Origin of the sequence: Sphingobium sp., assembly GCF_049304695.1 — a bacterium.
Lineage (GTDB): Bacteria > Pseudomonadota > Alphaproteobacteria > Sphingomonadales > Sphingomonadaceae > Sphingobium.
In genome coordinates this window covers 124401-150765 of the sequence record NZ_JBAQOK010000072.1, presented here as the reverse complement: position 1 = coordinate 150765, position 26365 = coordinate 124401, and the positions used below count along the sequence as shown (strand labels likewise).

Annotated in this window: 19 protein-coding genes and 1 pseudogene; 15 read left to right on the top strand and 5 right to left on the bottom strand. The window is 62.0% G+C overall.

Going from position 1 to position 26365, the window contains the following annotated elements; all coding sequences use genetic code 11:
* Positions 1-110 precede the first annotated feature (110 nt).
* The 3 genes from WA070_RS12585 to WA070_RS12575 all read right to left on the bottom strand — a co-directional run bounded on the left by WA070_RS12585 (position 111) and on the right by WA070_RS12575 (position 3975).
* Positions 111-245: a hypothetical protein gene (locus WA070_RS12585; RefSeq protein ID WP_422634258.1), complete on the bottom strand. Its 135-nt coding sequence runs from the start codon at positions 243-245 to the stop codon at positions 111-113.
* A gap of 86 nt (positions 246-331) precedes the next feature.
* Positions 332-592 (bottom strand): hypothetical protein, encoded by a 261-nt coding sequence (locus WA070_RS12580; protein WP_422634257.1) that lies wholly within the window; start codon positions 590-592, stop codon positions 332-334.
* 47 nt (positions 593-639) lie between these two features.
* A complete protein-coding gene (locus WA070_RS12575; RefSeq protein WP_422634256.1) occupies positions 640-3975 on the bottom strand; it encodes a TM0106 family RecB-like putative nuclease in 3336 nt (1111 codons plus the stop codon).
* Between the two features lie 63 nt (positions 3976-4038).
* Between WA070_RS12575 and WA070_RS12570 the strand changes: the two genes are divergently transcribed.
* The 9 genes and pseudogenes from WA070_RS12570 to WA070_RS12530 form a co-directional block, all read left to right on the top strand.
* Positions 4039-5031 carry a helix-turn-helix transcriptional regulator gene (locus WA070_RS12570; protein ID WP_422634255.1) on the top strand — a complete coding sequence of 331 codons (993 nt, stop codon included), beginning with the start codon at positions 4039-4041 and terminating at the stop codon, positions 5029-5031.
* Between the two features lie 42 nt (positions 5032-5073).
* Positions 5074-5310 carry a hypothetical protein gene (locus WA070_RS12565; protein ID WP_422634254.1) on the top strand — a complete coding sequence of 79 codons (237 nt, stop codon included), beginning with the start codon at positions 5074-5076 and terminating at the stop codon, positions 5308-5310.
* A 94-nt stretch (positions 5311-5404) separates the two neighbouring features.
* Positions 5405-6532 (top strand): metallophosphoesterase family protein, encoded by a 1128-nt coding sequence (locus WA070_RS12560; RefSeq protein ID WP_422634253.1) that lies wholly within the window; start codon positions 5405-5407, stop codon positions 6530-6532.
* A complete protein-coding gene (locus WA070_RS12555) occupies positions 6529-9159 on the top strand; it encodes an AAA family ATPase (RefSeq protein ID WP_422634252.1) in 2631 nt (876 codons plus the stop codon). The genes WA070_RS12560 and WA070_RS12555 overlap by 4 nt, the downstream gene beginning before the upstream one ends.
* Positions 9160-9220: 61 nt before the next feature.
* A complete protein-coding gene (locus WA070_RS12550) occupies positions 9221-10300 on the top strand; it encodes a hypothetical protein (RefSeq protein ID WP_422634251.1) in 1080 nt (359 codons plus the stop codon).
* Positions 10301-10472: 172 nt separating this feature from the next.
* A complete protein-coding gene (locus tag WA070_RS12545) occupies positions 10473-10880 on the top strand; it encodes a DUF4268 domain-containing protein (RefSeq protein WP_422634250.1) in 408 nt (135 codons plus the stop codon).
* Entirely contained in the window at positions 10880-13987 is a 3108-nt protein-coding gene (locus WA070_RS12540; protein ID WP_422634249.1) for an AAA family ATPase, read from the top strand. Before WA070_RS12545 ends, WA070_RS12540 begins: the two co-directional genes overlap by 1 nt.
* Positions 13984-15288: an McrC family protein gene (locus WA070_RS12535; RefSeq protein ID WP_422634248.1), complete on the top strand. Its 1305-nt coding sequence runs from the start codon at positions 13984-13986 to the stop codon at positions 15286-15288. Before WA070_RS12540 ends, WA070_RS12535 begins: the two co-directional genes overlap by 4 nt.
* Positions 15289-15376: 88 nt before the next feature.
* Positions 15377-16255, top strand: a pseudogene (locus tag WA070_RS12530) (YifB family Mg chelatase-like AAA ATPase); the annotation flags it as partial.
* A 139-nt stretch (positions 16256-16394) separates the two neighbouring features.
* Here the strand turns inward: WA070_RS12530 and WA070_RS12525 are convergent.
* Complete coding sequence (locus WA070_RS12525) at positions 16395-17570, bottom strand: M23 family metallopeptidase (RefSeq protein WP_422634247.1); 1176 nt, start codon at positions 17568-17570, stop codon at positions 16395-16397.
* A 129-nt stretch (positions 17571-17699) separates the two neighbouring features.
* The gene (locus WA070_RS12520) at positions 17700-19988 is read right to left on the bottom strand and encodes a putative bifunctional diguanylate cyclase/phosphodiesterase (protein WP_422634246.1); all 2289 of its coding nucleotides are present in this window, start codon (positions 19986-19988) and stop codon (positions 17700-17702) included.
* A gap of 356 nt (positions 19989-20344) precedes the next feature.
* On the opposite strand from WA070_RS12520, the gene rpsL reads away from it, so the two are divergent.
* The 6 genes from rpsL to rplC all read left to right on the top strand — a co-directional run bounded on the left by rpsL (position 20345) and on the right by rplC (position 26362).
* Positions 20345-20716, top strand: coding sequence for a 30S ribosomal protein S12 (gene rpsL / locus WA070_RS12515; RefSeq protein WP_056692058.1), 372 nt, complete (start codon positions 20345-20347; stop codon positions 20714-20716).
* A 13-nt stretch (positions 20717-20729) separates the two neighbouring features.
* On the top strand, positions 20730-21200 hold the full coding sequence (gene rpsG, locus WA070_RS12510) for a 30S ribosomal protein S7 (RefSeq protein WP_422634245.1): 471 nt from the start codon (positions 20730-20732) through the stop codon (positions 21198-21200).
* A 156-nt stretch (positions 21201-21356) separates the two neighbouring features.
* A complete protein-coding gene (fusA, locus tag WA070_RS12505) occupies positions 21357-23429 on the top strand; it encodes an elongation factor G (protein WP_422634244.1) in 2073 nt (690 codons plus the stop codon).
* A gap of 132 nt (positions 23430-23561) precedes the next feature.
* Positions 23562-24752, top strand: a complete 1191-nt coding sequence (gene tuf / locus WA070_RS12500) for an elongation factor Tu (RefSeq protein WP_422634243.1) — start codon at positions 23562-23564, stop codon at positions 24750-24752.
* Between the two features lie 145 nt (positions 24753-24897).
* Entirely contained in the window at positions 24898-25206 is a 309-nt protein-coding gene (gene rpsJ, locus WA070_RS12495; protein ID WP_007686587.1) for a 30S ribosomal protein S10, read from the top strand.
* A gap of 271 nt (positions 25207-25477) precedes the next feature.
* Positions 25478-26362, top strand: a complete 885-nt coding sequence (gene rplC / locus WA070_RS12490) for a 50S ribosomal protein L3 (RefSeq protein WP_422634242.1) — start codon at positions 25478-25480, stop codon at positions 26360-26362.
* The last annotated feature ends 3 nt before the right edge of the window (positions 26363-26365 follow it).

The following is a 26365-nucleotide window of genomic DNA, read 5'->3' as shown; positions in this document are numbered from 1 at the left end:
CGCCCCAAAACCCAGAAAGGACAAATCACCCGCTTGACCCTGCTCGTCGCAGGCAGCACATCAACCTCGCCCACCCGGGTCACTTCTCAATGAAAATCCCGGGTCACTTCTCAGTGCAACTCAACAGGCTGGGCAGCGAAATCCTCGGCCATTATCACTTCGTTGCGCAAGGTCGTGATCGCTTTCCGCGCAGCGTCGCGCAACGGCTCGTAGCACGAAATCAGCGAACTGACGAAAACCTTCATCTGATTGCTCCGATCTGCCTGCACGGCACGTCAAGACCTCTTCCGCCGAACAAAACTGAGTAGGCGGGCGGATTGATCCCTTCAAGCTAGGCGGCCATCAGCTCGAAGGGCGACCAGTTGGAGGCGGAAGAGGTCTCGAAGAAGACCACGTTCTGTTCCGAGAGACGGATCAATTGCTTCGGTTCGACCGCCACACGCTCTCCGGCGTGAACCATCCAGAGGAGGCTGTCCGCTGGGCAATTAGCCCTGGCGAGCAGCGACGCGGTGTCGATCACCTCGGCGTCGATGCCGAGAAGCTGACCGTCGATGTCGACGATGTGGCGCAGTCCGATATCCGAGAAACCCATGTCTGAACTCCTTCTTCCGATAGATAGGAGATTCGCACATGCAGGTGTCAGAAGCTGACACCCCCATGTTCTCGAAGGAGACAAATTGCGTTTACGAGCATCATTTCCGGCACTGTCCTACACGGCGTTTCCAGAAGGAGTGGACTGGCAAACACGACGGCCGACGCCTGCGCGCGGGAAACGGCAACGTTTATTCGGTTCAGTGAGAATAGGAAGTCTATGTCCCGCGGGAGCTCCTCGCCGCTCGATGTGGTCATGGACACGAGGCAGACCGGAGCTTCCTGGCCTTGAAAACGGTCGACGGTGCCCACGCGTATGCCCGCTGGCAGGGCTGCGCGCAGCGCATTGACTTGCGCATTGTAGGGAGCCACGACCAAGATGTCGCCTCGGCCCACCGTTCGTTCCGCGCCGTCGCGACCGCGATAGGTCGAACCCAGAACTCTGGCGATATGGGCCTTGATCGCTTCGATCTCCTCGGGGCAGACCTGTGACCGCCCACTATGTGCCACGGCACGGACACCGGCACCGACGAGCGAAATTCCGTTGGCGGCATGCAGGGCCTGAATGCCTGCAGCCTCGTCGGGGTGGAGGCGGTCCTCGTAGACAGCTGCGGATATGAAGCTGCAGATCGCCGGATGCATCCGGCGGCTCACCGGCATGAAGATGCCCCTGTCGTCTGGCACCACGCGATGACCATCTATGAGATATTCGAGGCATGACTCGCCACTCCGCCCAGGGTGCGTCCCCTGGAGAGGCTGCGGCAGTTGCATCGGATCGCCCACTAGGACGAGATTGTGGGCGGCTAGGGACATCGCCAAGATGTTCGCAAGTGAGACCTGCCCAGCTTCGTCCACGAACAGATAGTCGTATGACGGAGCGTCGTAGCGGGCGAAGTGCCATGCAGTCGCTCCCATGACGTGGGCGGCTGCGATTTCCGTCGCGTCGTTGGACTGCACCACCGTGATGCCGGGATGCGCGTCGTCGTCGCCATCATCGTTGGCCTTCTGTACGATCCGGCAGTCTAGACCTTCGTCCGCCGCCCGGTCCGCTATTGCCTCGAGCAGATTGCCGATGGCCTTGTGGCTGTTCGAAGAGACGGCAACGCGTTTGCCCGCGCGGATGAGATCTACGATTGAAAGGGCGCTCACGTAGGTCTTGCCTGTTCCAGGCGGTCCTTGGATCGCGAGTGTCGTTCCCGCCATGTCCGCGATCGCCGCACTTGTTTGCGAGGGGAGGTCGCCATCGGGGTCGATGATTCGGTCGGCACGCGAACCGCTATTGAACTGGGGGAGGCTGCGGGTGAGGAGTTGTTCGATTGCCCTTGCGCGGCCGGTGTTCTGGATGATGTCCTCGGTGATGGCGGCCACCGCGTTCCGAAGCGTCGCATTGGCGATCGGCTTGCCCGGTATCAGGTCGAGCCGGTCGGGAAGCGGGCCCTTCGCGGTCGAACGGCGCAGGATAAGCGTTCCAGCAACGGCATCGAGCTCCCGCAGATCGATGTCCTCGGGCATTTCAGCAGGCTTCACGCATGGCTTCTTGCCAGCGCGGAGCTTCGTCTCCTGCGGCGGGAAGCGGTATGTCCGCTCGAACGACTTCGCGGTCACCTTACCGGGGTCGCCAACTGCCTCGAGTCCCTGAATGCATTCGAGGTCGTCGAGAAGATCCTCGCTCTCTTGGGCCAGCCGGTCGAAAATCGCCCACCAGGCGGGCTTGTCCTCACGCTTGTGGAAGAAGTTTAAGTCGAGAAGGAGATCGGCCACTTCTTCACCCAGTCGTGCACGGGCAGGCGCCAATCGGGACCGAAGGGCCTCTATCTCGGCGTCTTCCTCGGCGACATTGGAAAGCGCCCCGGCTTTTGGCACTTCGCCCAAGCTCGGCCACGGCATGTCGGCCGGACGCACGTTGCGGACAAGCCAGTCGCGTAGGAGCTGAGTGGAGATGCAGTCGGTCCGGTTGTAGGCGTAGATTTTCTCGAGAAGTTGGTCGTCGCCCGTCTCCCGCCAATTCTCGTAGAACACGACGCTCGCACCGGCCGTGGTGACGTCCGCGTCACGTTTGGGCATGTAGAATGCCTCCAGATCCTTGATCGAATAGCCCTTCTCAGAGGCGATCAGCGATCCTGACACGACCTTGAACAGATCGACGAAGCGGCGTTCGCGCTGGAGCTGGTCCATCGCAGCTTCTCCGACCCGATGGGCCGCCGTCAGGCGGCGGAGCGCCGCGATCTCGTAGTTCGCGTAGTGGTAGATCCGTGCGTGCGGATGTGTGCGCAGGTGGCTGACGAAGAAATCCAGCAGTTCGGCAACGGCGTGGCCTTCCGCTTCGCGATCGTGAGCCCAGAATGCCCGAAACGTCCATTCGCCTGCGTCGCGGAACCAGACGCCGTGGAGATATTCCAGACCTCCCTCGTAGTAGGGATCGCCCTCTATGTCGTAAAACAGATCGCCTTCGTCGGGCCGGGGCAGTAGGCCGAAGCCCTTGCCCGGCTGGAAGTCGCGCAGTTCGAACCCGGGCGGTCCACCCGCGCGGCGCTTTCGCTGTAGCTTCGCCTGCGTTGTCAGTCGGGACTGGACCTCGGGCGACAGCTTCGGAACTCTTCCTTCGACATCGGCGAGACCGTTGAGGGTCGCGATGCCGAACGCCTCGAGCTTGCCACGCTGGGACTTGGTGATGCCGGCGACGAGCGACAGGCTGTCCGTCTCTTCCCATTCCGAGCGGCAGTGATCTTTCCATCTGCAGAGCCCGCATCCAGAAACGGGATCTGATCGGGTCTCGGGACGCTCTTCGAGGAAGGTCTCGAAGACGTTTCGAGCATTGCGCGCATAGGAGGCGACGTCGGTCAGCCGGACGGAGAACCGCGAACCATCGCCGAGTTGGAGATGCGCCGCCTCCGGGCGTAGTTCCTGAACATCCGTCAGCAAGTCGGAATACAGGGATAGCTGGAGAACGTGCTTCGAATCCGGCTTGCGCTTCAACTTTGTGTCGACCACCTCGTAGGACCACGGTCCAAACGCCGACGGCCGGTCGATACGCTCAAGGAAGTCGGTGTAGCCTCCCCATGCTCCGCCCAGAAGAGCGCCCTGGAATATGACGTCGGGTCCATCACGCATCGCTTCGATCGTAAGTTCGACCGAGCGCTCGAGCGGGATGCTATCCTTGGGTATCTCGACGATCGAGCGGCCCGACTGGCGGAGGTTATCGAGGAATGCGAGCTCGTGCGCATCACCTTGGCGCTGGAGCAGAACCGCCTCCTCACCATCAGCCGCGGGCACGATGTCGCCCACCTCCGTCAGCCTGAGATCAAGCGTGGTGGCATGCCTGCACCCCTTGAATCGCATCAGGTCGGAGGCGGAAAGTCGGAGTTTTCCGTCGAGCATGCGCATTATGGTTCCCCTTTCGATTCGGAATAGCATATATGGGTGACAAAATCTGTCGGGGTTATCGTCATGGCCTTTTCGAAAGCACAGGAACTTCTGAGGCTGGCGATGCTGGCGACGGGACGGCGTGGCGTGACGCTGGACGACATTCAGGAGGAGTTCTCATGCTCCGAACGTACAGCGCAGCGGATGACCTTCGCGCTCCAGGCCGCCTTTCCCCAGACTGACTATGCCATCGGCGAAGACCGCAGGGCGCGATGGAACATTTCCGCCCGAGCCATCGCGCCGCTTCTGACGCCTTCGTCGGAGGAGCTCGTCGCACTGGCGGAGGCGATCGCTCAGCTCGATCATGCTGGCATGCCGAAGGAGGCGACCCATGCCCGCAGTCTGGAGAAGAAGGTGAGGGCGCTTATTCCGCCGGAGAAGGGCACTAAGCTCGATGTGGACAAGGAGGCGATCCTTGAGGCGCTCGGTCATGCGGCACGCCCCGGTCCTCAGCCAGCAGCCGACGAGGACGTGGTGGAGTCGATCTACGACGCTCTGAAGGGTCCGAACCTCCTTAGGATCATCTACCGGAGGCGGGATGAGGACGAGCCGAGCGAACGCATCGTTGCGCCCCATGGCCTGCTTCTGGGCGTGCGCCGCTATCTCGTCGCGCGGGACACGGCCAAGGGGCCGCAGGCAAATCTCCGGCACTATCGGGTGGAGGAGATTTATGAGGCCGAGATGCTTGCCGGCTCGTTCGAGATCGACCCCGACTTCAATCTGAAGAAGCACGCCGAGAAGGGCTTCGGTTCGTATGAGAGCGAGCGGGAGTTCGGCGAGGTTGTCTGGCGCTTCCGGCCGGATGCCGCCGCTCAGGCACGTCGCTTCGTATTCCATCCGACTCAATCCACGGAGGAGGACGAGGACGGATCGCTCGTGGTGAGGTTCATGGCATCCGGGTTTCTCGAGATGACATGGCACCTCTATCAGTGGGGGGACGCCGTGGAGGTGCTGGCGCCGGCGCCGCTGCGTGAGATGGTCCATGACTACCGGCGCGTCTTTCCGGCTCTGCCGTGACGGGCGAGCTGACTGTAAATGTATGAACCGAGAAACGACCGAATGAGCTATCTAGACGACCTGATAGAGAATGGGACTGGCTTTCAGGTCAGGAGGAGCGCGGGCCACGCTTCCTTCCGGCCGACCGGTGGTTCCGATGCCGAAATGGACGCATTTCAGACCGTTGCTCGCAAGCTGATCCGCAACGACGGTGACGAATACCGCGTAGCCAACACCCGCAGGACCAGCGACCGGGCGCAGGACATGTTCGACACTGTCATCGTGTCGATCGGGGATTAGCGACCCGTCGCCGACGCGCGCAAGCGCTCAAGGGTGACAGTTTCTGTCGCCTGCCTGTGAGACCTATTGTTCAACGGAAACGAAGGAGTGATTCGTGGGAACGCTCAAGATCATCCATAGCGCCGATTGGCAGTTAGGTAAGCCGTTCGGCCGCTTTCCCCTGGAAGTCCGCAACGCGCTTGCAGAAGCGCGTCTAGACGCGATCGATGAACTCGGGAAGGCAGCAACGAACGCTGGAGCGGCGCATGTCGTGGTGGCTGGAGACGTATTCGACAACGTCGAGCCCGGTGACCGAATCGTTATGCAGGCGCTGTCCCGAATGGAACGAGTGCCGGTTACGTGGTGGCTCATGCCGGGGAACCATGATCACGCCCGTGCTGGAGGCCTTTGGAGCCGGGTCCGCGGCCGCGCGCCGTCGTCTGTGCGCATCGTCGACACTGCGCAACCCGTTGAGATGGAGGAGGGCGGCTGGCTTCTTCCAGCTCCTCTTGAGCATCGCAAGACGACGAACGATCCTACAGCCGCGATGGTGGATATGACGACACCACCGGGAGCGCTGCGGATCGGGCTTGCCCATGGCTCGATCACCGAGTTCGGAGCTTCCGGAGAGAGCTCGAATCTCATTCCTCCTGACCGCGCGAAGTCGGCGGGGTTGGACTATCTCGCGCTTGGGGATTGGCACGGCTACCTCACAGTCGGTGACAGGACTGCCTATAGCGGTACACCGGAAACCGACAGGTTCGGACGGGAGGAGCCCGGCGCATGCATCGCGGTAAACCTGCGGTCGGAGGAGGCTCCGCAGCTTCGCCGGGTCGACACCGGACGGTTTCGCTGGATCTCGCGCCGGTGGAACGTCGCGAACGAGGCGGAGCTCGAAACGGAGATCGCCGCGCTGCGGTCCGAGTCGCGCCTGTCCGACGTCCTGCTGTCTCTCAACCTGATGGGCGTGGCGAGTCTCTCCGACAGGGTTTCCATGACGAAGATACTGAAGGATCGGCTGGCGCACGAGCTGCGGCATCTCGATCTGGACACGGAGGAGCTCATCGCCCGCCCCACTTCGGACGACATCGCCAAGATAGAAGTCCAAGGCGCGCTTGCTGGGGCGACCGCTGCGCTGCAAGCCAAGGCGGACGCCAGTGGTCCGGAAGCGCTGATCGCGGCGTCGGCGCTTGAGCGTCTCTATGTCGAAGCTCTCAGGTTTGACGCGGAGGTATCGAGATGATCATCAGGAGCCTTGAGGTCACGAACTTCCGCAAGTTCCGAGAGCCTCTCCGGATCGATGGCTTCATCGACGGCCTCAACATCGTCGTGGAGCCGAACGAAACCGGAAAGTCGACATTGCTGGAGGCACTTCGTGCCGCCTTTTTCGTTCGATATTCCGCCAAGACCGAGCTGGTGCGGTCATACGTTCCGATCGGCGACGACGTGGCGCCCCGAGTGTCGGTCGGCTTTAATATCGGGGCCGACGCTTGGACGCTCGAGAAGCAGTTCATGAAGTCCGCGTCCGTCCGTCTGGCCGGTGCGACCGGGCGGAAGGAGAGCGATGCCGCCGAGGAGGCGCTGCAGGAACTGCTGGGATTCGAACGCGGAAACAATCGCGGCACGGATGTGGAGACCCGCGGTCCGCTAGGCCTGCTCTGGGTGGAGCAGGCCACGGCGCTGGCCGTGGAAAACCCGAATCGTATCGTGCGCGACACCATTCGGGGCGTGCTCGAGGCTGAAGTGGGTGCGGTGACGGGAGGCCGCCGGTTCGACGCGATCCGGTCCAGTGTCGAGACGGCCTATGCTGCACTCCGGACGTCCTCAACCAGCAAGTCGAGGGGCGACCTGGCGGCTGCCGAAGTGCGCCTCGCTGAAGCCACCGCCGCGCGCCAGTCCGCAGAGAGCATCTTCCGCGACTATGAGAGCACATTGTCCGATCTGGAAACGGCTAGGTCCCGCCTGAAGATCCTGGAACGCGATCTCGTCGATCCCGAGGCGGTTGAGCTCCGCCGCAAGCTCGAGAGCGATTTGAAGACAGCCGAAACGGCAGCGCTGCGCTTCTCCGCCGCCGAAGCTCAGCTCGGTCAGGCGGATGCGATCGTGAGCACTGCGGCGGCAGTTGTCCGGCGGCTTGACGGTGCTGAAGGCCGAGCGAGTTCTGCCGGGAAGCTCCTCGAGGAGACGAGGGGATCGCTGGAGGAGGCGCGCTCCACCCTTGAGAAGGTGATCGAGGAGGAGAAGGGCCTGCGTGCAGCGGTCGACCAAGCCCGCCAAGAAACCGAAAGGCGTGAGCTGGCGCTGACGGGGGCCCGCGATCGTGCCCGACTATTTGCGACGGCGGCCGGTGCCAAAAGGGCCGTCGATGCGCGGCGGACGCTCGCTGATCTCGAAAGGCGGGAGAGGGAGCTGAAGGAGGCGTCCGCGAATCGGATCGATGCCAGTGATATGGGCAAGTTGGCCGACTTGGAGTTGGCTGCGATCCAGGCACGGGCAAGGTTCGAGGCCGGCGCGGTGAAGGTCGAGGTGGAGCTGACTGATGGCTCGACCCTCAGAATCGACGGCGAGGCAGCCGAGGTAACCAACGTCGAGGTTTTGAAGTCTACCCGATTCGAATTGGGAACCGCCGGCAGCGTGGTCGTCCGTCCACCTGAAAGATCCAGTCTGACCATCGAAGCGGATTTGGCAGCTGCGGAGGGTGGGCGCGACGCCTCCTTGAGGAGACTTGGAATCAAGTCGCATTCCGAGGGCATCACGCGGAACGAGCGCGCTGCGGCGGCGGAAAGGGAACTCGCGGCACTACGGAAGCAGATTGCATCGGCGTGTCCCGGAGACGCGTCTATCTCCTTGGCGCCTGGTGCGGATGCTCTTAAGTCGTTCGTCGCGTCATTGGGCGACGATTTCGCCGATGCGGTTGCACCAACAGATAACATTGCTGACTTGGAAGATGCTGTGACGGAGGCCAAGCTGTTCGAGGCAAGCGCTTCTGGTAAGCGTGAGGATGCAAGAGAAGCGCTGTCGAAAGCGGAACGCGCAAAGGCGACTGCGGACGCTCAACATGACAGCGCGGTTCGCGAGATGGACTCGGCGGCTGAGGAACTTCGGACCGTTCTCGAGGCTGGTGATCGCGAGAGGCTGGCGGCGGAGCTACAGCAGGCGCAACGTGATCGCACCGCCAAATTCGAGGCTGCGGAGAAGGCGCGCGCAGGAACCGACGCCTTCGACCCGGATGCCATCCGTCGTCGGATGGAAAACATCGATCGCGCGGCGAAACGGGCTGGGGAAGAGCGCCTCGAACTTACAGCATCTATCGCCACCCTCGAATCCGCAGTTGCGAGGGAGGGAACGAGCGGGCCTGCAGGTCGGATGGTCGAAGCACGGGAGGAGGAGGAGGCGTCCGCGATGTCGCTAGAGCGTCTCAAGCGCGAGGCGGATACGCTGGACATGCTGCGGAAGGCTCTTACGCAGGCCGCAGACGATGCTTCCAGGACATTTCTTGCACCCGTGACAGCACGGGCTGGGCGCTACATCCAGCAGCTGCTGCCGGGTAGCGACCTCTCGTTCAATGAGGAGCTTGGTCTGGCAGGGGTTTCACGTGCTGGCATTGACGAGGCGTGCGGCAACCTCAGTCGGGGCACGCAGGAGCAACTGGCAATCCTGACACGCCTCGCGTTCGCGGACCTTCTGCTGGAGGACGGAGCGCCAATCTCACTCATATTGGACGATCCGCTGGTTTATTCGGACGACACCCGACTGGAGACGATGACGGACATCCTCCAAGAGGCGTCAAAACGGATGCAGGTTATTCTCCTCACGTGCAGGACCAAGGCCTTCCGTCACGTCGACGCCAACCGAATCGTTCTCAGATGACCATAGGTGGAGGCGAGCGACACCAGGCGATTGGTCGCTTGTACATAAAAAGGGGGGTGATGTGCCAAAGTTCGATGAAATGAACGAGACCGATGTTCGAGAGATAGTCGTGCGCCCGCTGCTCAACCGCCTCGGGTACGAGCACGGCACCGAGAACACGATCCGGACGGAGCAAACGTTCCGCTACGCAAGGGCGTTCTTGGGCCGAAAGAATACTGCCAAAGACCCGCCCCTAGTGGGTCGTGCCGACTATATCTTGGAGGTAGCATCCGTTGGCCGCTGGGTGGTGGAAGTGAAAAGCCCCGCAGAAGCACTGGATCGGGACGTCGTCGAGCAGGCACACACTTACGCCGCTCACCCAGAGGTAGCCGCGATGTTCTTTATGGTCACGAACGGCAGGTCTTTTCGGCTATATCGCACCAGCTCGCTTGACGCCCCTATCATGTCTTGGGACTTCGAGGACACCGAAGAGGTGTTTCTCGCGCTGGCTAACCTGGTCGGGCCGGACGCTATCCGCCGAAAGATGGCGCTGTTGAAGCCGGATGCCGGTAAGCCGCTTGGTCGAGGACTTGGTTCCGAAGTTCAGATAATAGGCGGCTGGATCCAATACGAAGACCACGTCTCAAACCACCCGTTGCTCAACCTCGTAATGAACGATGTCAACGGGCTGCGGCTGCCGATCACCGGAGGAAATGTTAGCCGGGCAGAAGATGGTCGCCTTCATGCAAAGCTGCATACGGCTAAAGCGATGCCAATGGTGGGTGAGCTGTCGGAGTTGCTGGAGGTCACCGACGGCTACGACTTCTATGCCGCCGATGAGCTGATCTCGACGGATCAGGAACGACCCACGATCTTTCAGAACCTGATCCACAGCAACGCACCGGCCGGCACCCAGATGAAGGTGCCGGGCATGGGCGCGATCGCCGCGCCGTTCGGTTTCCGGTTCGCCGCTACTACAGAAGCTGTCGGGTTCGTCGATGGCGACGTGTTCAAAGGGACGATGGCCCTCGACTATCAATTCGCATTCGTAGATATGCCCGTGATGGTTAAGGCCGCCATGGAAGCGCAATTCGGGCGCTTTCCTGCTCACCCGCAAGCAAGCGGTGGCGGTCTCTTCGAGGTACTGCTGCTACTTCGTTGAGAGAGGCTAAAATGGAAAGATCATTCGAGCCCGTCCTGTCGCGTGACAATGGAATAGACGACGAAAGACGAATCTGGGTCGTGATATTCGCGGAGAGTTCGGCCAACGCTCTTGACGAAGGAGCGCAGAGGCGGCGAATCACTGTACAAGGCAACGGATCGGATAGACTTGGATGAGTAATGAATTGGAGCGCTACCTGAGCGTCTTCACCGCGAAGGCGACGGAGGCCGGTCTACCGGTCAGGAATACCGGCAGCAATTGGTGCCCGCTGGCGCCACTGACCAAAGGCTCGCACGTCAGCCTGAGCGTGGCGAAAAACCAGATCCAAGTGAACCTCAACAACGAGGACGATGCCGACCGCAGCAAGTTTGAAGGCCTTCACGCTGACCGGGACACGGTGGAGACCGAAGTGGGAGAGGGCCTCACCTGGGAGAAGAAGGACGGCCGCAAGAAGACCGCAGTCCGTGCGACCTTCGACGCTGGCTACGAAGCGCCGGTGTCGACATGGAGTGCCCAGCACGACTGGGCGATAGCGATGATGCAGCGGTTTCAAGCGAGCTTCGGGAGTCGATTGGCCTGATGCGGGATGACGCATTCCGGGATTGGCTGATAGGACAGGGCCAAGCTGCATCGAGTGTGTCCACCCGCGTCTCCGATGCCCGTCGGGTCGAGAACCACTACGGCGACCTCGACGAGCTTTATGAGCGCGATCGTTTGAAGGGGGTGCTCGGCGCGCTTACCTACAGTACCTCGGACCGTGCGGCCTCGAAGGCAAATCCGAGCCTACTCGCCATCAACGGCGACCTCTACGACAGCCTTGCGTCATACCGGGCGGCCGTCACGGCCTATAGCCGGTTCGCCTCGCAGGACGGGGAGGACGCATCGCAAGCTGACCGCATACGGCGGTTCGCCCTAGATACGGTGATCGCCCCTGCACGAACCCGCGGAGATTTCGAGGTCGAGCTGATCACCGGTGACATCCATCGAGCCATGCAGCTCGACAACGCAATGCCTGCCGTCTGCTCCGCTCTCGGCGGCAACAAGTTCGAGAGTCTCGCAGGTGTGAAGATCATTGATCGGCAAGGGCCTGCCAACAGCTCGACGGTCCGCCTCCGATATTCGTTCGCAGCGGCGGACGCCATTGGGTGGGCGGAGGCAGAATTGCGCGCACGCTTCGGCCGCCCAATTTCCGAGACCGGCAAGATGATTGGGTTCGCGCTACCTGATTCCCGCCAGATAGCTCTCCAGCGCGACGTGCGGACCGCGCAAGTATGGGTCGAGGACGACGCTTCGCGGCCGACGATCCCGGCATCGCAGGTCCGCCACTATTTGGCCGACCAGAACCGCCATTCGAACCTGCCACCCCGGTTGCGGCATGAGCGTTCGGGCGGAGTGTCTCCGCGTCGCGTATCGGTTGTGACGGTGCTGGACGTCGGCGGCCTCCGCGAGTTGCTGGACTGGTATTCGGACGGCAAAGGCGGTCTGGATCGGGCCGCCTTGGATCGCTACCGCCGCTTGTTCCTCGCTCGTTATCCTGATTTCGCCGACTTCGAGAGAGTTGATGGCGGGTATTATGAAGAGGAGCGGGCGTACAAGGATCGCCTCATCGCGCTCACTCAAGATGCCGTGGCCGGCGGATGGGCGGAAGTCGAGATCGGTTCGCGCCTGCTCGACGTCCTGGTCGGTCGAGCTGGAGCGCCGAGTGGGCTTCTGGGTTGGAGGACGGATGGCAGGCTCGCCGATCTCAGACTTGCGCATCCAGACCGCTTCGAACTGGCTGCCGGGAGGTTGGCGTGCGCCAATGACGTCGAGGCTGGAATAGCGGCGTTCGTCGCGGACGTCTGGCCCCTCCTCGCTGAGGGGCAGTCCAGTAAGCCCTATAGCGAAAGCCGGAACATCCCGACCATGCTCGCCGCTCTAGTGCAGCCGGCAGCCGCATACGGCATCAACACGGAACCGCTGCAGCAAACCGCTCAGGCGCTACTGGGCCGCAAGCTCCTCGGCTGGAACGCGATGACGGCGGAAGAGTACGCCGCTGTCGCGTCGCTGACTGGCGAGATCTACCGCATCATGGCCGACGAATGGGACTGGAAGCCGCGCGACCTGTGGGACGTGCAAGGCTTCGTCTGGGCGGTGAACAGGGCCGACACGGTCGCCCAACCCGATGGAGAGAACGTGAACGACGCCACTCGGCCAGAGAGATTGCAGATGCCAACGAACCTCATCCTCTACGGACCCCCGGGAACTGGTAAGACCTTCGCAACGGCGCGTGAAGCCGTGCGACTCTGCGACGGGGAAGCACCTGAGAGCGAGAACGAGGTCCGCCAGCGCTATGCCGAGCTTGCGGCGGCCGGCCGCGTGCGGTTCGTCACGTTCCATCAGTCCTATTCCTATGAGGACTTCGTCGAGGGCCTTCGCCCGACGACCGGCGAAGCGGGCCAGGAGAGTGCGTCCGGCGGCTTCAGGCTCGAGCCGGTCCCCGGCGTTTTCCGCGAACTCGCGACTGTTGCCGAGCAGGCAATGCGCTCACACGGGTCCGGTACGGCCTACGACATGACCGGTCGCCGCGTGTTCAAGATGTCGCTCGGTCGCGCCGGCTCGGAGGATCACATCTTCGACGCCGCGGTCGAGGGTGGGTACGTAGTGCTCGGCTGGGGCGGCGACATCGACTGGACGCCGTTCGACACCTACGAGGCGATCCACGAAAAGTGGAACGAGCTCCATCCCGGTACGAACGGCAACGACGCCAACATCGTCCAGACTGCACGGTTCCGTGCGGAGATGAGGGAAGGGGATCTGATCGTCGTCTCCTACGGAAACACCCGATTCCGCGCGATCGCCGAGGTGGTCGGGCCTTACGAGTTCAATCCGACCGATGAGCGCGACTACAACCACAGGCGCGCCGTGAATTGGCTCTACCTCCCGGACGAGCCGCTGCCGATCACCTTCTACGACAAGCCCTTCACGATGCGCTCTTGCTATCTCCTGCGGGAAGGGCACCTAAATCGGGAGGCGCTCGCGCTGCTGCTTCCGGGCGGCGGTGATGGCGGATCTGGCGAGCCGGCGCAGTTCGTGCTGATCTGCGACGAGATCAACCGGGCAAATATCTCCAAGGTCTTCGGCGAGCTGATCACGTTGATCGAGCCCGACAAGCGCATCGGAGCAGAGTACGAGCTGCGCCTGACGCTGCCGTATTCCAAGCATTCGTTTGGTGTGCCCGCGAACCTACACATCGTGGGGACAATGAATACAGCGGATAGGTCGATCGCCCTCCTCGATACAGCGCTGCGCCGTCGGTTCACGTTCAAGGAGGTGATGCCGGAGCCAATGCTTCTGAGAGAGGTCGACGAGTTGGATCTCTCGAGGCTGCTTGGCCGCCTGAATGACCGGATCGAATACCTCTTCGACCGGGAGCATCAGATCGGCCATGCCTATCTGATCCGATGCACCGACCGCCCCGGAGTCGATGAGGTGATGCGGCACAAGATCATACCCCTGCTCGCGGAGTACTTCCACGAAGACTGGGGGAAGATTGCCGCCGTCCTCGGGGATCCGAATGGCGAGCGTTTCCTCGTCAGGGAAGTTCTAGCCGCTCCGCCGGGTTTCGAAAGCGAATACGGTGCGGAGCGTTATCGCTGGCGTGTCCGGGAGAACTTCTCTCCTGACGCTTATGCCGGCCTGCAGTGATTCATCGGACCGTTAGCGAGTGGGCCTATGTTCCTGTCGAGCCGGCAGGTGACGGCGCCTTCTCGCGCATCCATGCCGAGAGGCTGATTGCCGTCGCGCGTTCCACCACTCTCGGAGGGACCGATGGCAGCGGCATACTCACCGACCACCATTCCCGTCTCCGGGCGCAGCAGGTGGTCGGCGTTCTCGCTGCCGAGGGCTGCACGCTGGAGATCCTACCTAAAATCGAGGGGCTCGGGTCCGGCGAAGACGAAACGAGCCGCACGAGAATCCGCGAACGGCTCGTTCATATGCTTGCGGTCGCGCATGACCTCGACCTCGCTGTCGGCGGCGCAGCGAACCTCGGCACGCAGCGAGACACTCTACTCGAGGTCCTGATCGGCGTGTTCTGCGATAAGCTCACGGACGTGCTCCGTCATGGCATGCCGAGGAGATACGTGGATCATGCCGACGACCTTCCCTCGCTGCGTGGTCGGCTCGACGTCCAGCGGCAATTCACGGCGTTGGCGGCCTCTCCTCAGAGGCTTGCATGCCGTTTCGAAGAGTTCTCGAGCGATATCGCCCTCAATCAGGTGATGAAGGCTGCGGTCAGCCGGCTCTCGCGCATCAGTCAGTCTCCCAAGAACCAGAGGCGCCTCCGGGAACTGGCACACCTCTACGAGGATGTCGCTGCGGTCCCCACGAAGGCACTCAAGTGGAGCTCGATCGTTCTGGATAGGACCAATCACAGGTGGCGGGAGATGTGCGACCTTGCGCGGCTCCTGCTGGCCGGCGATTACCAGACCACGTCGCAGGGAAGCGACCGGGGCTTCTCGCTGCTCTTCGCCATGAACGATCTGTTCGAGGCGTTCGTGGCGAAGATGCTGACCCGCGCGCTCCGGGGAACCGGTCTTCACGTCGTGTCGCAGGATCGGCGGCTCTACTGTCTCGCCGAGTCGGACGGCGTCCGCCGGTTCCAGGTACGTCCCGACATCGTGGTCCGGCGCGGCTCGGAAACACTGATGATCATCGACACGAAGTGGAAGCGCATCGCAGCGCGGATCGACGATTCCAAGCAGGGGGTCAGCCAGGCGGACGTCTATCAGATGATGGCGTACGGCCGACTCTACGCCTGCCCTAAGCTGATGCTCCTGTATCCACACCACGGCGGGATCGCTCAAGCCGGGGAGACCGGACGCTACGTCGTCATGGGATCCGGCGATGAACTCGTCACAGCGACACTGGACGTCGCCACCCGTGATGTGCAGACGCGAATCGGGGAGCTCTGCTTGGCTGAGGTCGATGCCAATCCGTGGAATTGACGCCTACGATCTCGCGAATCAAACGCAGCGTTTCACCTCCTGTCTCATACAATTTTTCCAATCTCGTCATTAGAGTGTAGCCATACCGAACCTGCTGATGGTCGGGCCACCGGGGTCGGGCAAGTCGTTGATGGCCAGTTGCCTGCCCGGCATCCTGCCTGAACTGACGCCGGGCGAGGCGCTGGAAACGTCGATGGTGGCGAGCGTGGCGGGGACGCTGGATGGCGGGCGGATCAGCCGGGCGCGGCCGTTTCGCAGCCCGCATCACAGCGCGTCGATGGCGGCGCTGGTCGGCGGTGGATTGAAGGTGCGGCCGGGCGAGGTCAGCATGGCGCATCTGGGCATATTGTTTCTGGACGAATTGCCTGAGTTCCAGCGGGCGGTGCTGGATTCCCTGCGCCAGCCGCTGGAGACTGGCGAGGTCACGGTTGCGCGGGCCAATGCCCATGTCACTTTTCCTGCGCGGGTGCAGTTGATCGCGGCTATGAACCCGTGTCGGTGCGGCCATCTGGGCGATCCGGCGCTGGCCTGTTCTCGCGCGCCGCGCTGTGCTGCGGATTATCAGGCCAAGGTGTCCGGGCCACTGCTCGACCGCATCGACCTGCATGTCGATGTGCAGGCGGTGAGCGCGGCGGACCTGATGTTGCCACCGCCGGTGGAAGGATCGGCGCAGGTTGCGGCGCGGGTTGCGGCGGCGCGGGACAAGCAGACCGTGCGCTATGCCGACAGCAAGATCCGCATCAATGCGGAGGTCGATGGCGAGGCGCTGGAGGCGGTTGCCGGGCCGGACGAGGCGGGGCGGCAGTTGCTGGCGCAGGCGGCGGCGGCGATGAAATTGTCGGCGCGGGGTTATACCAGAGTGTTGCGGGTGGCGCGGACGATTGCCGATCTGGCGGGGGCCGAAAAGGTCGGGCGGGTGCATGTTGCCGAGGCTTTGAGCTATCGGCGGAGGGCGCCCGTCAATTGATTGGGCGGGGGCAATTTCCAGAGTGAGACATAGGCATGTTGGCGGTTTTGGAAATTATGTCGTTACGGTATCGTATTGATATGCTTCTCGATGTCGCTCGAAGCGAACGGATGTGATGGTAGCTGGGCTCCCCTGACAATCAGCCGCGATGGTCGAGGTCGGCGACGCGGGCCTTGGCGATTTGCTGGACCTTGAGAACGTCCTGACGCGCTTGCAGGAAGCGACGGGGGTCGGTGGGCTGGCCGTTTACGCGCACCTCGAAATGCAGATGGGTGCCGGTGGAGCGGCCGGTCGATCCCATGCGACCGACCGCATCGCCGCGCGCCACTTGCTGACCGACGCGAGAGGCAAAGCCGGACAAGTGGGCGTAGCGCGTCATCAGGCCGTTGCCATGATCGATTTCCACCACATTGCCATAGCCCTGACGCTGGCCGACATAGCTGACCCTGCCCGGTGCGGCCGACAGGATAGGCTGGCCATAATGGCCCGGAAAGTCGAGACCGGCGTGAAAGGCGGCGTGGCCGTTGAAGGGATCGCTGCGATAGCCGTAGGAACTGCTGAGCATCGGTGTTGCCGTCGGCTTGCCCGAAGGGATGGCCATCAGGCTGCGTTCGAGCAATTCCATGCGGGACAGCGCGCCAGCCAGTTGTTGCAGATCGTCGGTCATCGCGCTCTTGCTGCCTTTCCAAGGCATGAAGGGGCCACCTTGTGCGCGGGCGGCGGTGCGGCGCATGGTGTCGGGATTGAGGCCGAAGCTGCGGATGGCGCTGGCCGCCTTGTCGGCGCGGCGTTCGACGGCGCTGGTCAGCATGCGCGCGAAATGGTGCTGCCGACTGGCGATGCGCTCCAGCGGCGCGGCTTCGGGCGCAAGGCTGATCCTGGCGGGTGCCTCGTCCGATCCGATCAGGTCAGGGCCTGCATCCTGCGCATTTTCGTTGCCGAAGTGCGACTTGTAGAGATCGTCCATGACATCCTGCCGCTCGGCAAGGTCGTGGGCGAGGGCATCGACCGACTTGCGATAGTCAGCGACCTTGCCCGCCGAACTGGCGACGGCCTTGCCCTGTTGGGCGAGCAGCGCCCGTTCCTGCGCTATGGCGGCGGCGTCGGCGCGGATCGAAAGGGCCGTGCCGCCCAGACCGAGACATAAGATGGATGCGACGCCGATCGCGGCCCATTGTTTGCGTGGCGATATATGCAGGCTTCTGACCTGTTGGCCCGACCGCAGGAGGATCTCCCGCTCCGGGCACAGCGCGGCGATGCGCGCGCCAAGAGCGGTGACGCCCTTCTGGAAATTCAACACTAACGACCTCGTCATATTTTCGAGTCGGGCCGTTAGCAAAGCGCCGTGCGACAGGCGAATCCGCAGGGGCGGAGTCGGGGCGAGCGGTCACGGGGGCGGGACGAAATGATCGAAACCCGCTTTGGTTCCGTGACGGACGACGGATTATGACGTCGCGCGAAATTCGAATGTCCGGTCTGTCAGCAGCCGTTCGACCGCGTCGGCGGCAACCGCCGGGCTGAAATGATAGCCCTGCCCATAATGGCACCCGCCCGCGCGCAGATAATCGACCTGTTGGATGGTCTCGACCCCCTCCGCCACGCTGCGGATGCCCAGACTGTAGGCGAGGTTAAGGACGGTGCGCACGATAGCGGCGTCATCCGGGTCGGTTTCCAGATCACGCACGAAACGCTGGTCGATCTTGATGACGTCGATCGGAAACTGTTTGAGGTGGGAGAGGGAGGCGTAACCCGTGCCGAAATCGTCGAGTGCGATGGAGACACCGGCTTCGGAGAGGTGGTGCAGCGTCGTGCCCACACGCCCGGCGTTGCGGCCCAGGAACACCGATTCGGTGACTTCCAGTTCGATGGCCGAGGATGGCAGGCCTGCACGGGAGAGCCGTTCGAGCAGACGGTCGGCAAATCTTTCGTCATTGAGGTCGGCGCCCGACACGTTGAGGGCGATCGGACCGACGTCCAGCCCGGCGGCGCGCCAGTCCAGGCAGTCGGCAACGATCCCCTCGATCATTCGGGCGGTGATGGCCGGGCCAAGTTCGGGATGATCGAACGCGGCGGCGATCTCCGCCGGCATGATGATCGTGCCGTCTGCGACGGGGCAGCGGAACAGCGCTTCGAACCCGACGATCACGCCGGTGTCGAGTGCGACCTTGGGCTGATACCAGGGGCGGGGCGTTTCATGCGCGAGGATATGGCGGGCGCGGTCCAGCATCGCGGCTTCCATCTCCCAGCTTTCCAGCAGTTCCGGGCCGAACAGGGTGGCGCGGCCCCGTCCGTTGTTCTTGGCATGGTAGAGCGCGATGTCGGCATGTTTGATGAGGGCGGTGACGTCGTCGCCATGATCGGGGAACAGGGCGATGCCAATGCTGACCCGCGATTCGATCGCCCGGCCGCGATAGTCGAGCGGCGTGTGGAGATGGTCGGTAACGCGGTTCAGGATGACTTGGAGCGCGTCGTCGTCGGGCAGCCGGGTTAGCAGCACGGCAAATTCGTCGCCGCCCATGCGCGCGACCAGATCGCCCGGTCGCAAGGCCTGACGCAGGCGGGCCGCCACGGCGCACAGCAGCGCGTCGCCCGCATCATGCCCGGCGGTGTCGTTGACCCGTTTGAATTCGTCCAGATCGATGAGCAGGACAGCAAGGCGCGCGCGATGCGTGGACGCCAGCGTCGCCTGCGTCAGGGCAGCCATGAAGTGCGCGCGATTGGCGAGGCCAGTCAGCCCGTCCGACATGGCCATCCGTTCGAGATTCTGTTCGGTTTCCTTGCGTTGCGTGATGTCCACTACGCTGGTCATGAAACAGGGGCTGCCGTCGATGACGATGGGGCGTGAAGAGAGCAGCGCATTGCGGATCGCGCCGTCTGCCCGGCGCAGGCGGCATTCGAAATGGTCGATCGTTTCGCCACGACGGTGCAGTTCGAACAATTGTTCGCGCACGGGCAGATCGACATAGGTCTGATCGACATGCAGCAGCGTGACGTCACGCCCGACCGCATAGGCCGCGCTGGCTGCGCTGTTGAGGCGCACGATGCTGCCATCATGCCGGGTGACGAGCAGAGGCAGCGGCACGGCCATGAACATGCGTTCCAGCGTGTCGCGACTGTCGGCCAGCGCGGCCTGCGCCGTGCGGGCGGCCTGCGCGGCCATCCATTCCATCCGCTGAAGCCGGTTGTTGCGCACGATAGCGATCCACATGCCGGAATGCAGGATCGTCAGCGCCATGATCATGCCGGGGGTGGTGGGCGAGAAAGGGGCAGGGGCCAGATAGCCGATCAGCAGAGCCAGCCCGCACCCCAGGCCGCCGCCGACATTGCCGCGAAAACTGGTCGGCACGACGAGATAGAAAACCATCGGCAGCATCACCAGCACGAAGATCGCGATGTCGCTGCGTGAGGTGACCAGCAGTGCGACGCATATGGCGGTAACCAGTTGCCATGAGGCGCAGATGCGTTCCAACGCAGAAAAATGCCTCATCCGCGCGCATAACCTTATGCAGGCCAGCGAATAAAAGACGACGCACAGACGGGCGGGAACCGCCACCCAGAAATGCGCGGTGCCGTGGAACCGCCAGTCGCTGATCAGGAAGAGGATGTTGAGGATCGCCGAGAGGATGAAAAGATTGCGTGCATGGCGACGCGAATCACGCAGGCGTTCGGATTGAAACGCCGCTTCGCGTTGCGGAGAGCGAAATTCGCCACTGATCGTTGAAAGTGCGTTCACGCCCCTGCCCATGATTACGCCATCGCGGCGTCATGGGAAAATACCGCCCATATAGTTATCATTTCCCTAAAAGGCGGCGGTCTGCGGCATGGATGCGCGCGTTCTTCGCACACCCTTGACCCCCCGGTCGCGCATGGCTATAGGCCCGGCTGCCCATCGGTCTGTCGCGCGGAGTCTCTCTTTCTCCCTGCTGCCTGCCGCCGGGGTAAACACAGAGCTGAACATTGTCGGGTGCTCTTGTGGCTCCAGGGGGTTTTTGCCCACCGGGGCCTTTGCTGTTTGGACGCGATATGCGTTTCGAATGGCAAGAACACGGGAATGCCACGGTAAAGTAACTGAAAAAGGTGAAGGGCTTCATGCCAACAATCAACCAGCTGGTCCGCAAGGGCCGCGATCCGCAGAAGGCCAAGTCCAAGGTCCCTGCGATGGAAGCAAATCCGCAGAAGCGCGGCGTTTGCACCCGCGTCTATACCACGACCCCGAAGAAGCCGAACTCGGCGCTTCGCAAGGTGGCCAAGGTTCGCCTGGTCAACCAGCGCGAAGTCATCACCTATATTCCCGGTGAAGGCCATAACCTTCAGGAACATAGCGTTGTGCTGATCCGTGGCGGTCGTGTCCGCGATCTTCCCGGCGTTCGCTACCATGTGCTGCGCGGCGTTCTGGATACACAGGGCGTCAAGGATCGCAAGCAGAGCCGTTCCAAATACGGCGCCAAGCGTCCTAAGTAAGGGAGACTAAAATATGTCACGTCGTCGTCGCCCCGAAAAGCGCATCATCCTGCCCGATCCCAAATATGGCGATCAGGTTCTGTCCAAGTTCATGAACAGCATCATGCAGGACGGCAAAAAAGCCGTTGCTGAATCGATCGTTTATGGTGCCCTCGAATCTGTCGAGACCCGCGCCAAGAAAGACCCGATCGGCATGTTCCATGACGCGCTGAACAACATCAAGCCGGGCATCGAAGTGCGCAGCCGCCGCGTTGGCGGTGCGACCTATCAGGTTCCCGTCGAAGTGCGTCCCGAACGCTCTCAGGCTCTGGCTATCCGCTGGCTGATCACCGCTGCGCGCAATCGCAGCGAGACCACCATGGCCGCCCGTCTGTCGGGTGAGCTGATGGATGCTGCCAACAACCGTGGCAATGCGGTCAAGAAGCGCGAAGATACGCACCGCATGGCGGAAGCGAACCGCGCCTTCTCGCACTACCGCTGGTAACAAGGGTGTAGCGGGCGTTTGCGCGTTCGCTAAACCTTCCGGTTCGATAATTGGTCCGTTCGCCTTGGGTCTCTACCCATGGCGGACGGATTGGTTTAGGGGCCACCAAGATCACACGAGTCCCAACCGCCGGTGCGCCGGCAACGGAGAAGCATCATGGCCCGCAGCCATCCGCTCGAAAAATATCGCAATTTCGGTATCATGGCGCATATCGACGCCGGCAAGACCACGACCACCGAGCGTATCCTTTATTACACCGGCAAGTCCTACAAGATCGGCGAAGTCCATGACGGCGCGGCGACGATGGACTGGATGGAGCAGGAGCAGGAGCGTGGGATCACCATCACGTCGGCTGCGACCACGTGCATCTGGAACGATCATCGCCTGAACATCATCGACACCCCCGGCCACGTCGACTTCACCATCGAAGTCGAGCGTTCGCTGCGCGTGCTGGATGGCGCGGTCGCCGCGTTCGATGGCGTTGCAGGCGTTGAGCCGCAGTCGGAAACCGTGTGGCGTCAGGCGGACAAGTATAAAGTTCCGCGCATGTGCTTCATCAACAAGCTCGACCGCACCGGGGCCAATTTCTATTATTGCGTACAGACGATCATCGATCGCCTGGGCGCCATCCCGGCTGTTCTGTATCTGCCCATCGGCGCGGAATCGGAATTCCGTGGTCTGGTCGATCTGGTCGAAAACCGTGCGATCATCTGGAAGGATGAGAATCTGGGCGCGGAATTCTCCTATGAAGAGATTCCCGAAGACCTCGCCGACAAGGCCGCCGAATATCGCGAAAAGCTGATCGAGCTGGCCGTCGAGCAGGACGACGAGGCGATGGAAGCCTATCTGGAAGGCAATCTGCCCGACGTCGCGACGCTCAAGGCACTGATCCGCAAGGGCACGCTCAAGCAGAGCTTCGTGCCGGTACTGTGCGGGTCTGCGTTCAAGAACAAGGGCGTTCAGCCTTTGCTCGACGCGGTCGTGGACTATCTGCCTTCGCCGCTCGACATTGAGGACGTGCAGGGCATCAATCCCGACAACGACCAGCCCGATAGCCGCGAAACGTCCGACGAAGCGCCGTTCGCCGGTCTGGCTTTCAAGATCATGAACGATCCGTTCGTGGGGTCGCTGACCTTCCTGCGCGTCTATTCGGGTACGCTGGTCAAGGGCACCTACCTGAACTCCGTGAAGGACAAGAAGGAAAAGATCGGCCGCATGCTCCTCATGCACGCCAACTCGCGTGAGGATATCGATGCGGCTTATGCCGGCGACATCGTCGCGCTGGCGGGCATGAAGGAAACCACCACGGGCGATACGCTGTGCTCTGAGCGCCAGCCGATCATTCTGGAACGGATGGAATTCCCCGAGCCGGTCATCGAACTGTCGGTGGAGCCCAAGACCAAGGCCGACCAGGAAAAGATGGGCGTCGCGCTCAACCGCCTGGCTGCCGAAGATCCTTCTTTCCGCGTGTCGACCGATCACGAATCGGGTCAGACCATCATCAAGGGCATGGGCGAACTTCACCTCGAAATCCTCGTCGATCGCATGAAGCGCGAGTTCAAGGTCGAGGCGAACGTCGGTGCGCCGCAGGTGGCCTATCGCGAATATCTGGCTAAGCCAGTGGACGTCGATTATACCCACAAGAAGCAGTCGGGCGGCACCGGCCAGTTCGGCCGCATCAAGGTGAAGGTCAATCCGGGCGAGCGCGGATCGGGCATCATCTTCAAGGACGAGATCAAGGGCGGTAATATTCCCAAGGAATATATCCCCGCGATCGAAAAGGGTATGCGCGAGACGGCGGCCAGCGGTTCGCTCATCGGCTTCCCGATCATCGACTTCGAGATACTGCTGTATGACGGCGCCTACCATGACGTCGATTCGTCGGCTCTGGCGTTCGAAATCACCGGTCGTGCAGCGATGCGCGAAGTGTCGCAGAAGGCAGGCATCAAGCTGCTTGAGCCGATCATGAAGGTCGAAGTCGTCAGCCCCGAAGAATATCTGGGCGACGTCATCGGCGACATGAACAGCCGTCGTGGCCAGATTCAGGGCACCGACACGCGTGGTAATGCGCAGGTGGTCGAGGCGATGGTCCCACTGGCCAACATGTTTGGTTATGTGAACTCGCTGCGTTCCTTCACCCAGGGACGTGCGAACTATTCGATGACCTTCTCGCATTATGACGAAGTGCCGCAGAATGTTGCGGACGAAGTCAAGGCGAAGATGGCCTGATGTTTTCCCTGACCGACCCCATCAACGGGTCGGTTAGGGCTGGTATTGTGTAAATTTGCTGCTATGGACGCGCCTTCGCAAGGCGCGGCCGAGCGGTCAAACCCATCGGATTTGATTAGAAGGTAGGATAAAATGGCGAAAGCTAAGTTTGAGCGGAACAAGCCGCACTGCAACATCGGCACCATCGGTCACGTCGACCATGGCAAGACCTCGCTGACCGCGGCGATCACGAAGGTGCTGGCCGAAACCGGCGGCGCAACCTTCACCAGCTACGACAATATCGACAAGGCGCCTGAAGAGCGCGAGCGCGGCATCACCATCTCGACCGCCCACGTCGAGTATGAGACGGAAGCCCGTCACTATGCGCACGTCGATTGCCCCGGACACGCTGACTATGTGAAGAACATGATCACCGGTGCCGCCCAGATGGACGGCGCGATTCTGGTCGTTTCGGCCACCGACGGCCCGATGCCCCAGACCCGCGAGCACATCCTGCTCGCCAAGCAGGTCGGTGTTCCTCAGTTGGTCGTGTTCATGAACAAGGTCGACCTTGTTGATGACGCTGAAATCCTGGAACTGGTCGAGCTGGAAATCCGCGAACTGCTCAGCAGCTATGATTTCGACGGCGACAACATCCCCGTCATCCCCGGTTCGGCTGTTGCCGCGCTGCAGGACAAGACGCCTGAAATCGGCCATGACGCCGTTCTCAAGCTGATGGAAGCTGTCGATACCTGGATCCCGCAGCCAGAGCGTCCCGTGGACAAGCCTTTCCTGATGCCGATCGAAGACGTGTTCTCGATCTCGGGTCGCGGCACGGTCGTCACCGGTCGCGTCGAAACCGGCATCGTCAAGGTTGGCGAAGAAGTCGAAATCGTTGGCATCAAGGACACGCGCAAGACCACGGTCACGGGCGTTGAAATGTTCCGCAAGCTGCTCGACGAAGGTCGCGCAGGCGACAACATCGGCGCGCTGGTTCGTGGCGTTGGTCGTGAAGACGTCGAGCGTGGTCAGGTTCTGGCCAAGCCCGGTTCGGTTACGCCGCATACCGAGTTCGACGCTGAAATCTACGTGCTGTCGAAGGAAGAGGGTGGCCGTCACACGCCGTTCTTCGCCAACTACCGCCCGCAGTTCTACTTCCGCACCACGGACGTCACCGGCGAAGTCATCCTGCCAGAAGGCACGGAAATGGTTATGCCCGGCGACAATGTGAAGCTGAACATCAAGCTCATCGCGCCGATCGCGATGGACTCGGGTCTGCGCTTCGCAATCCGTGAAGGCGGTCGTACCGTCGGCGCAGGGGTTGTCGGAACGATCTCCAAGTAATATAGGCGACGAACCGCGCGGGTCTGATGATTCGCGCGGTTCGAGTTTTCGCTGCCCCGGATCGTCTTTCTCCGGCTCTTGTCTGAGCTAGAAGGACACGTACGGGGCAGATTTGTTTTTGGCTCTTTCGCATCGGTAACAGGACATGGACAGCAACATCCGCATTCGCCTCAAGGCGTTCGATCATCGCGTGCTCGATCAGGCGACCGGCGACATCGCCGACACCGCCCGCCGCACCGGCGCCCTTATTCGCGGCCCCATTCCTTTGCCGACGCGCATCGAAAAGTTCACGGTCAACCGTGGGCCACACATCGACAAGAAGTCGCGTGAGCAGTTCGAAGTCCGCACATACAAGCGTATGCTTGACATTGTGCAGCCGACGCCCCAGACGGTCGACGCGCTGATGAAGCTGGACCTGGCTGCCGGCGTGAACGTAGAAATCAAGCTGGCTTAAGCCGGCAAGTTCCTGACCCTCGCAAGAGGGGCAGGGTATCGGGTACGCCGGGCGACCGGCGGCTCACACGACACAAGGGATACCGCGCAGCGCTGGGCAACCAGATGATCTGCGGTCCTGGTCCCCCGTCGCTATTCCCGAGAGGGGGTGGCATCCAACCCGGACGGGGTGATCTGAAAACATTGGGTTGGCCGCGCAGGAATTATCCTGAGCGGTTTTTTTCGTTGGATACGCCCGCTCATGTGGCGGGCCTCTATTGGGAGTATGGATCATGCGCACTGGCGTGATCGCGAAGAAAGTCGGGATGACCCGCCTGTTCCAAGAGGACGGGCGCCATGTTCCAGTTACGGTTCTGGCCCTTGAAGGCAACCAGGTCGTGGCTCGGAAGGATGTGGACAGCGACGGCTATGTAGCCGTGCAGCTGGGTGCCGGCATTGCGAAAGTTAAGAATGTAGCCAAGCCGCAGCGCGGCCATTTTGCCAAGGCTCAGGTAGAGCCTAAGGCGCGATTGGTCGAATTCCGCGTCGCCGAGGATGCTCTCCTCGATGTCGGCGTAGAGATCGCTGCCGACCATTTCATCGCCGGTCAGCTGGTCGATGTTGCAGGTCATACCCAGGGTAAGGGTTTTGCAGGCGCCATGAAGCGTTGGGGCTTCGGCGGTATGCGCGCTACCCACGGTGTGTCGATCAGCCATCGTGCCCATGGTTCGACGGGCAACCGCCAGGATCCGGGCCGCGTCTTCAAGAACAAGAAGATGGCCGGTCACATGGGTGATCGTGAGCGCACGCAGCAGAATCTGGAAATCGTGCGCACCGATGTGGAGCGTGGCCTGATCTTCGTGAAGGGCAGCGTGCCCGGCGCGAAGGGAACGTGGCTGACCGTCAAGGATGCCGTCAAGGTGCCTCGTCCGGCTGACGTTCCATATCCTGCCAGCCTGCTCGCCAAGGGCGTCGTCCATGAAGAGGATGACACGACCCCAGGTCTGGTCCCGGAAGCTGCAGCGCATCCTATTGCGCCGCTGCCCGGTGACGATGAAGTCAAGGCCGGTGTCGCCGCTTCGGACGCTCAGGCGAACGAAGAGGGTGTCAACGACCCGCAGAACGCAACCCCGACCGATGGCGACGACGCCAACGGTACGCCAGGCCAGGAGGGCTAAACC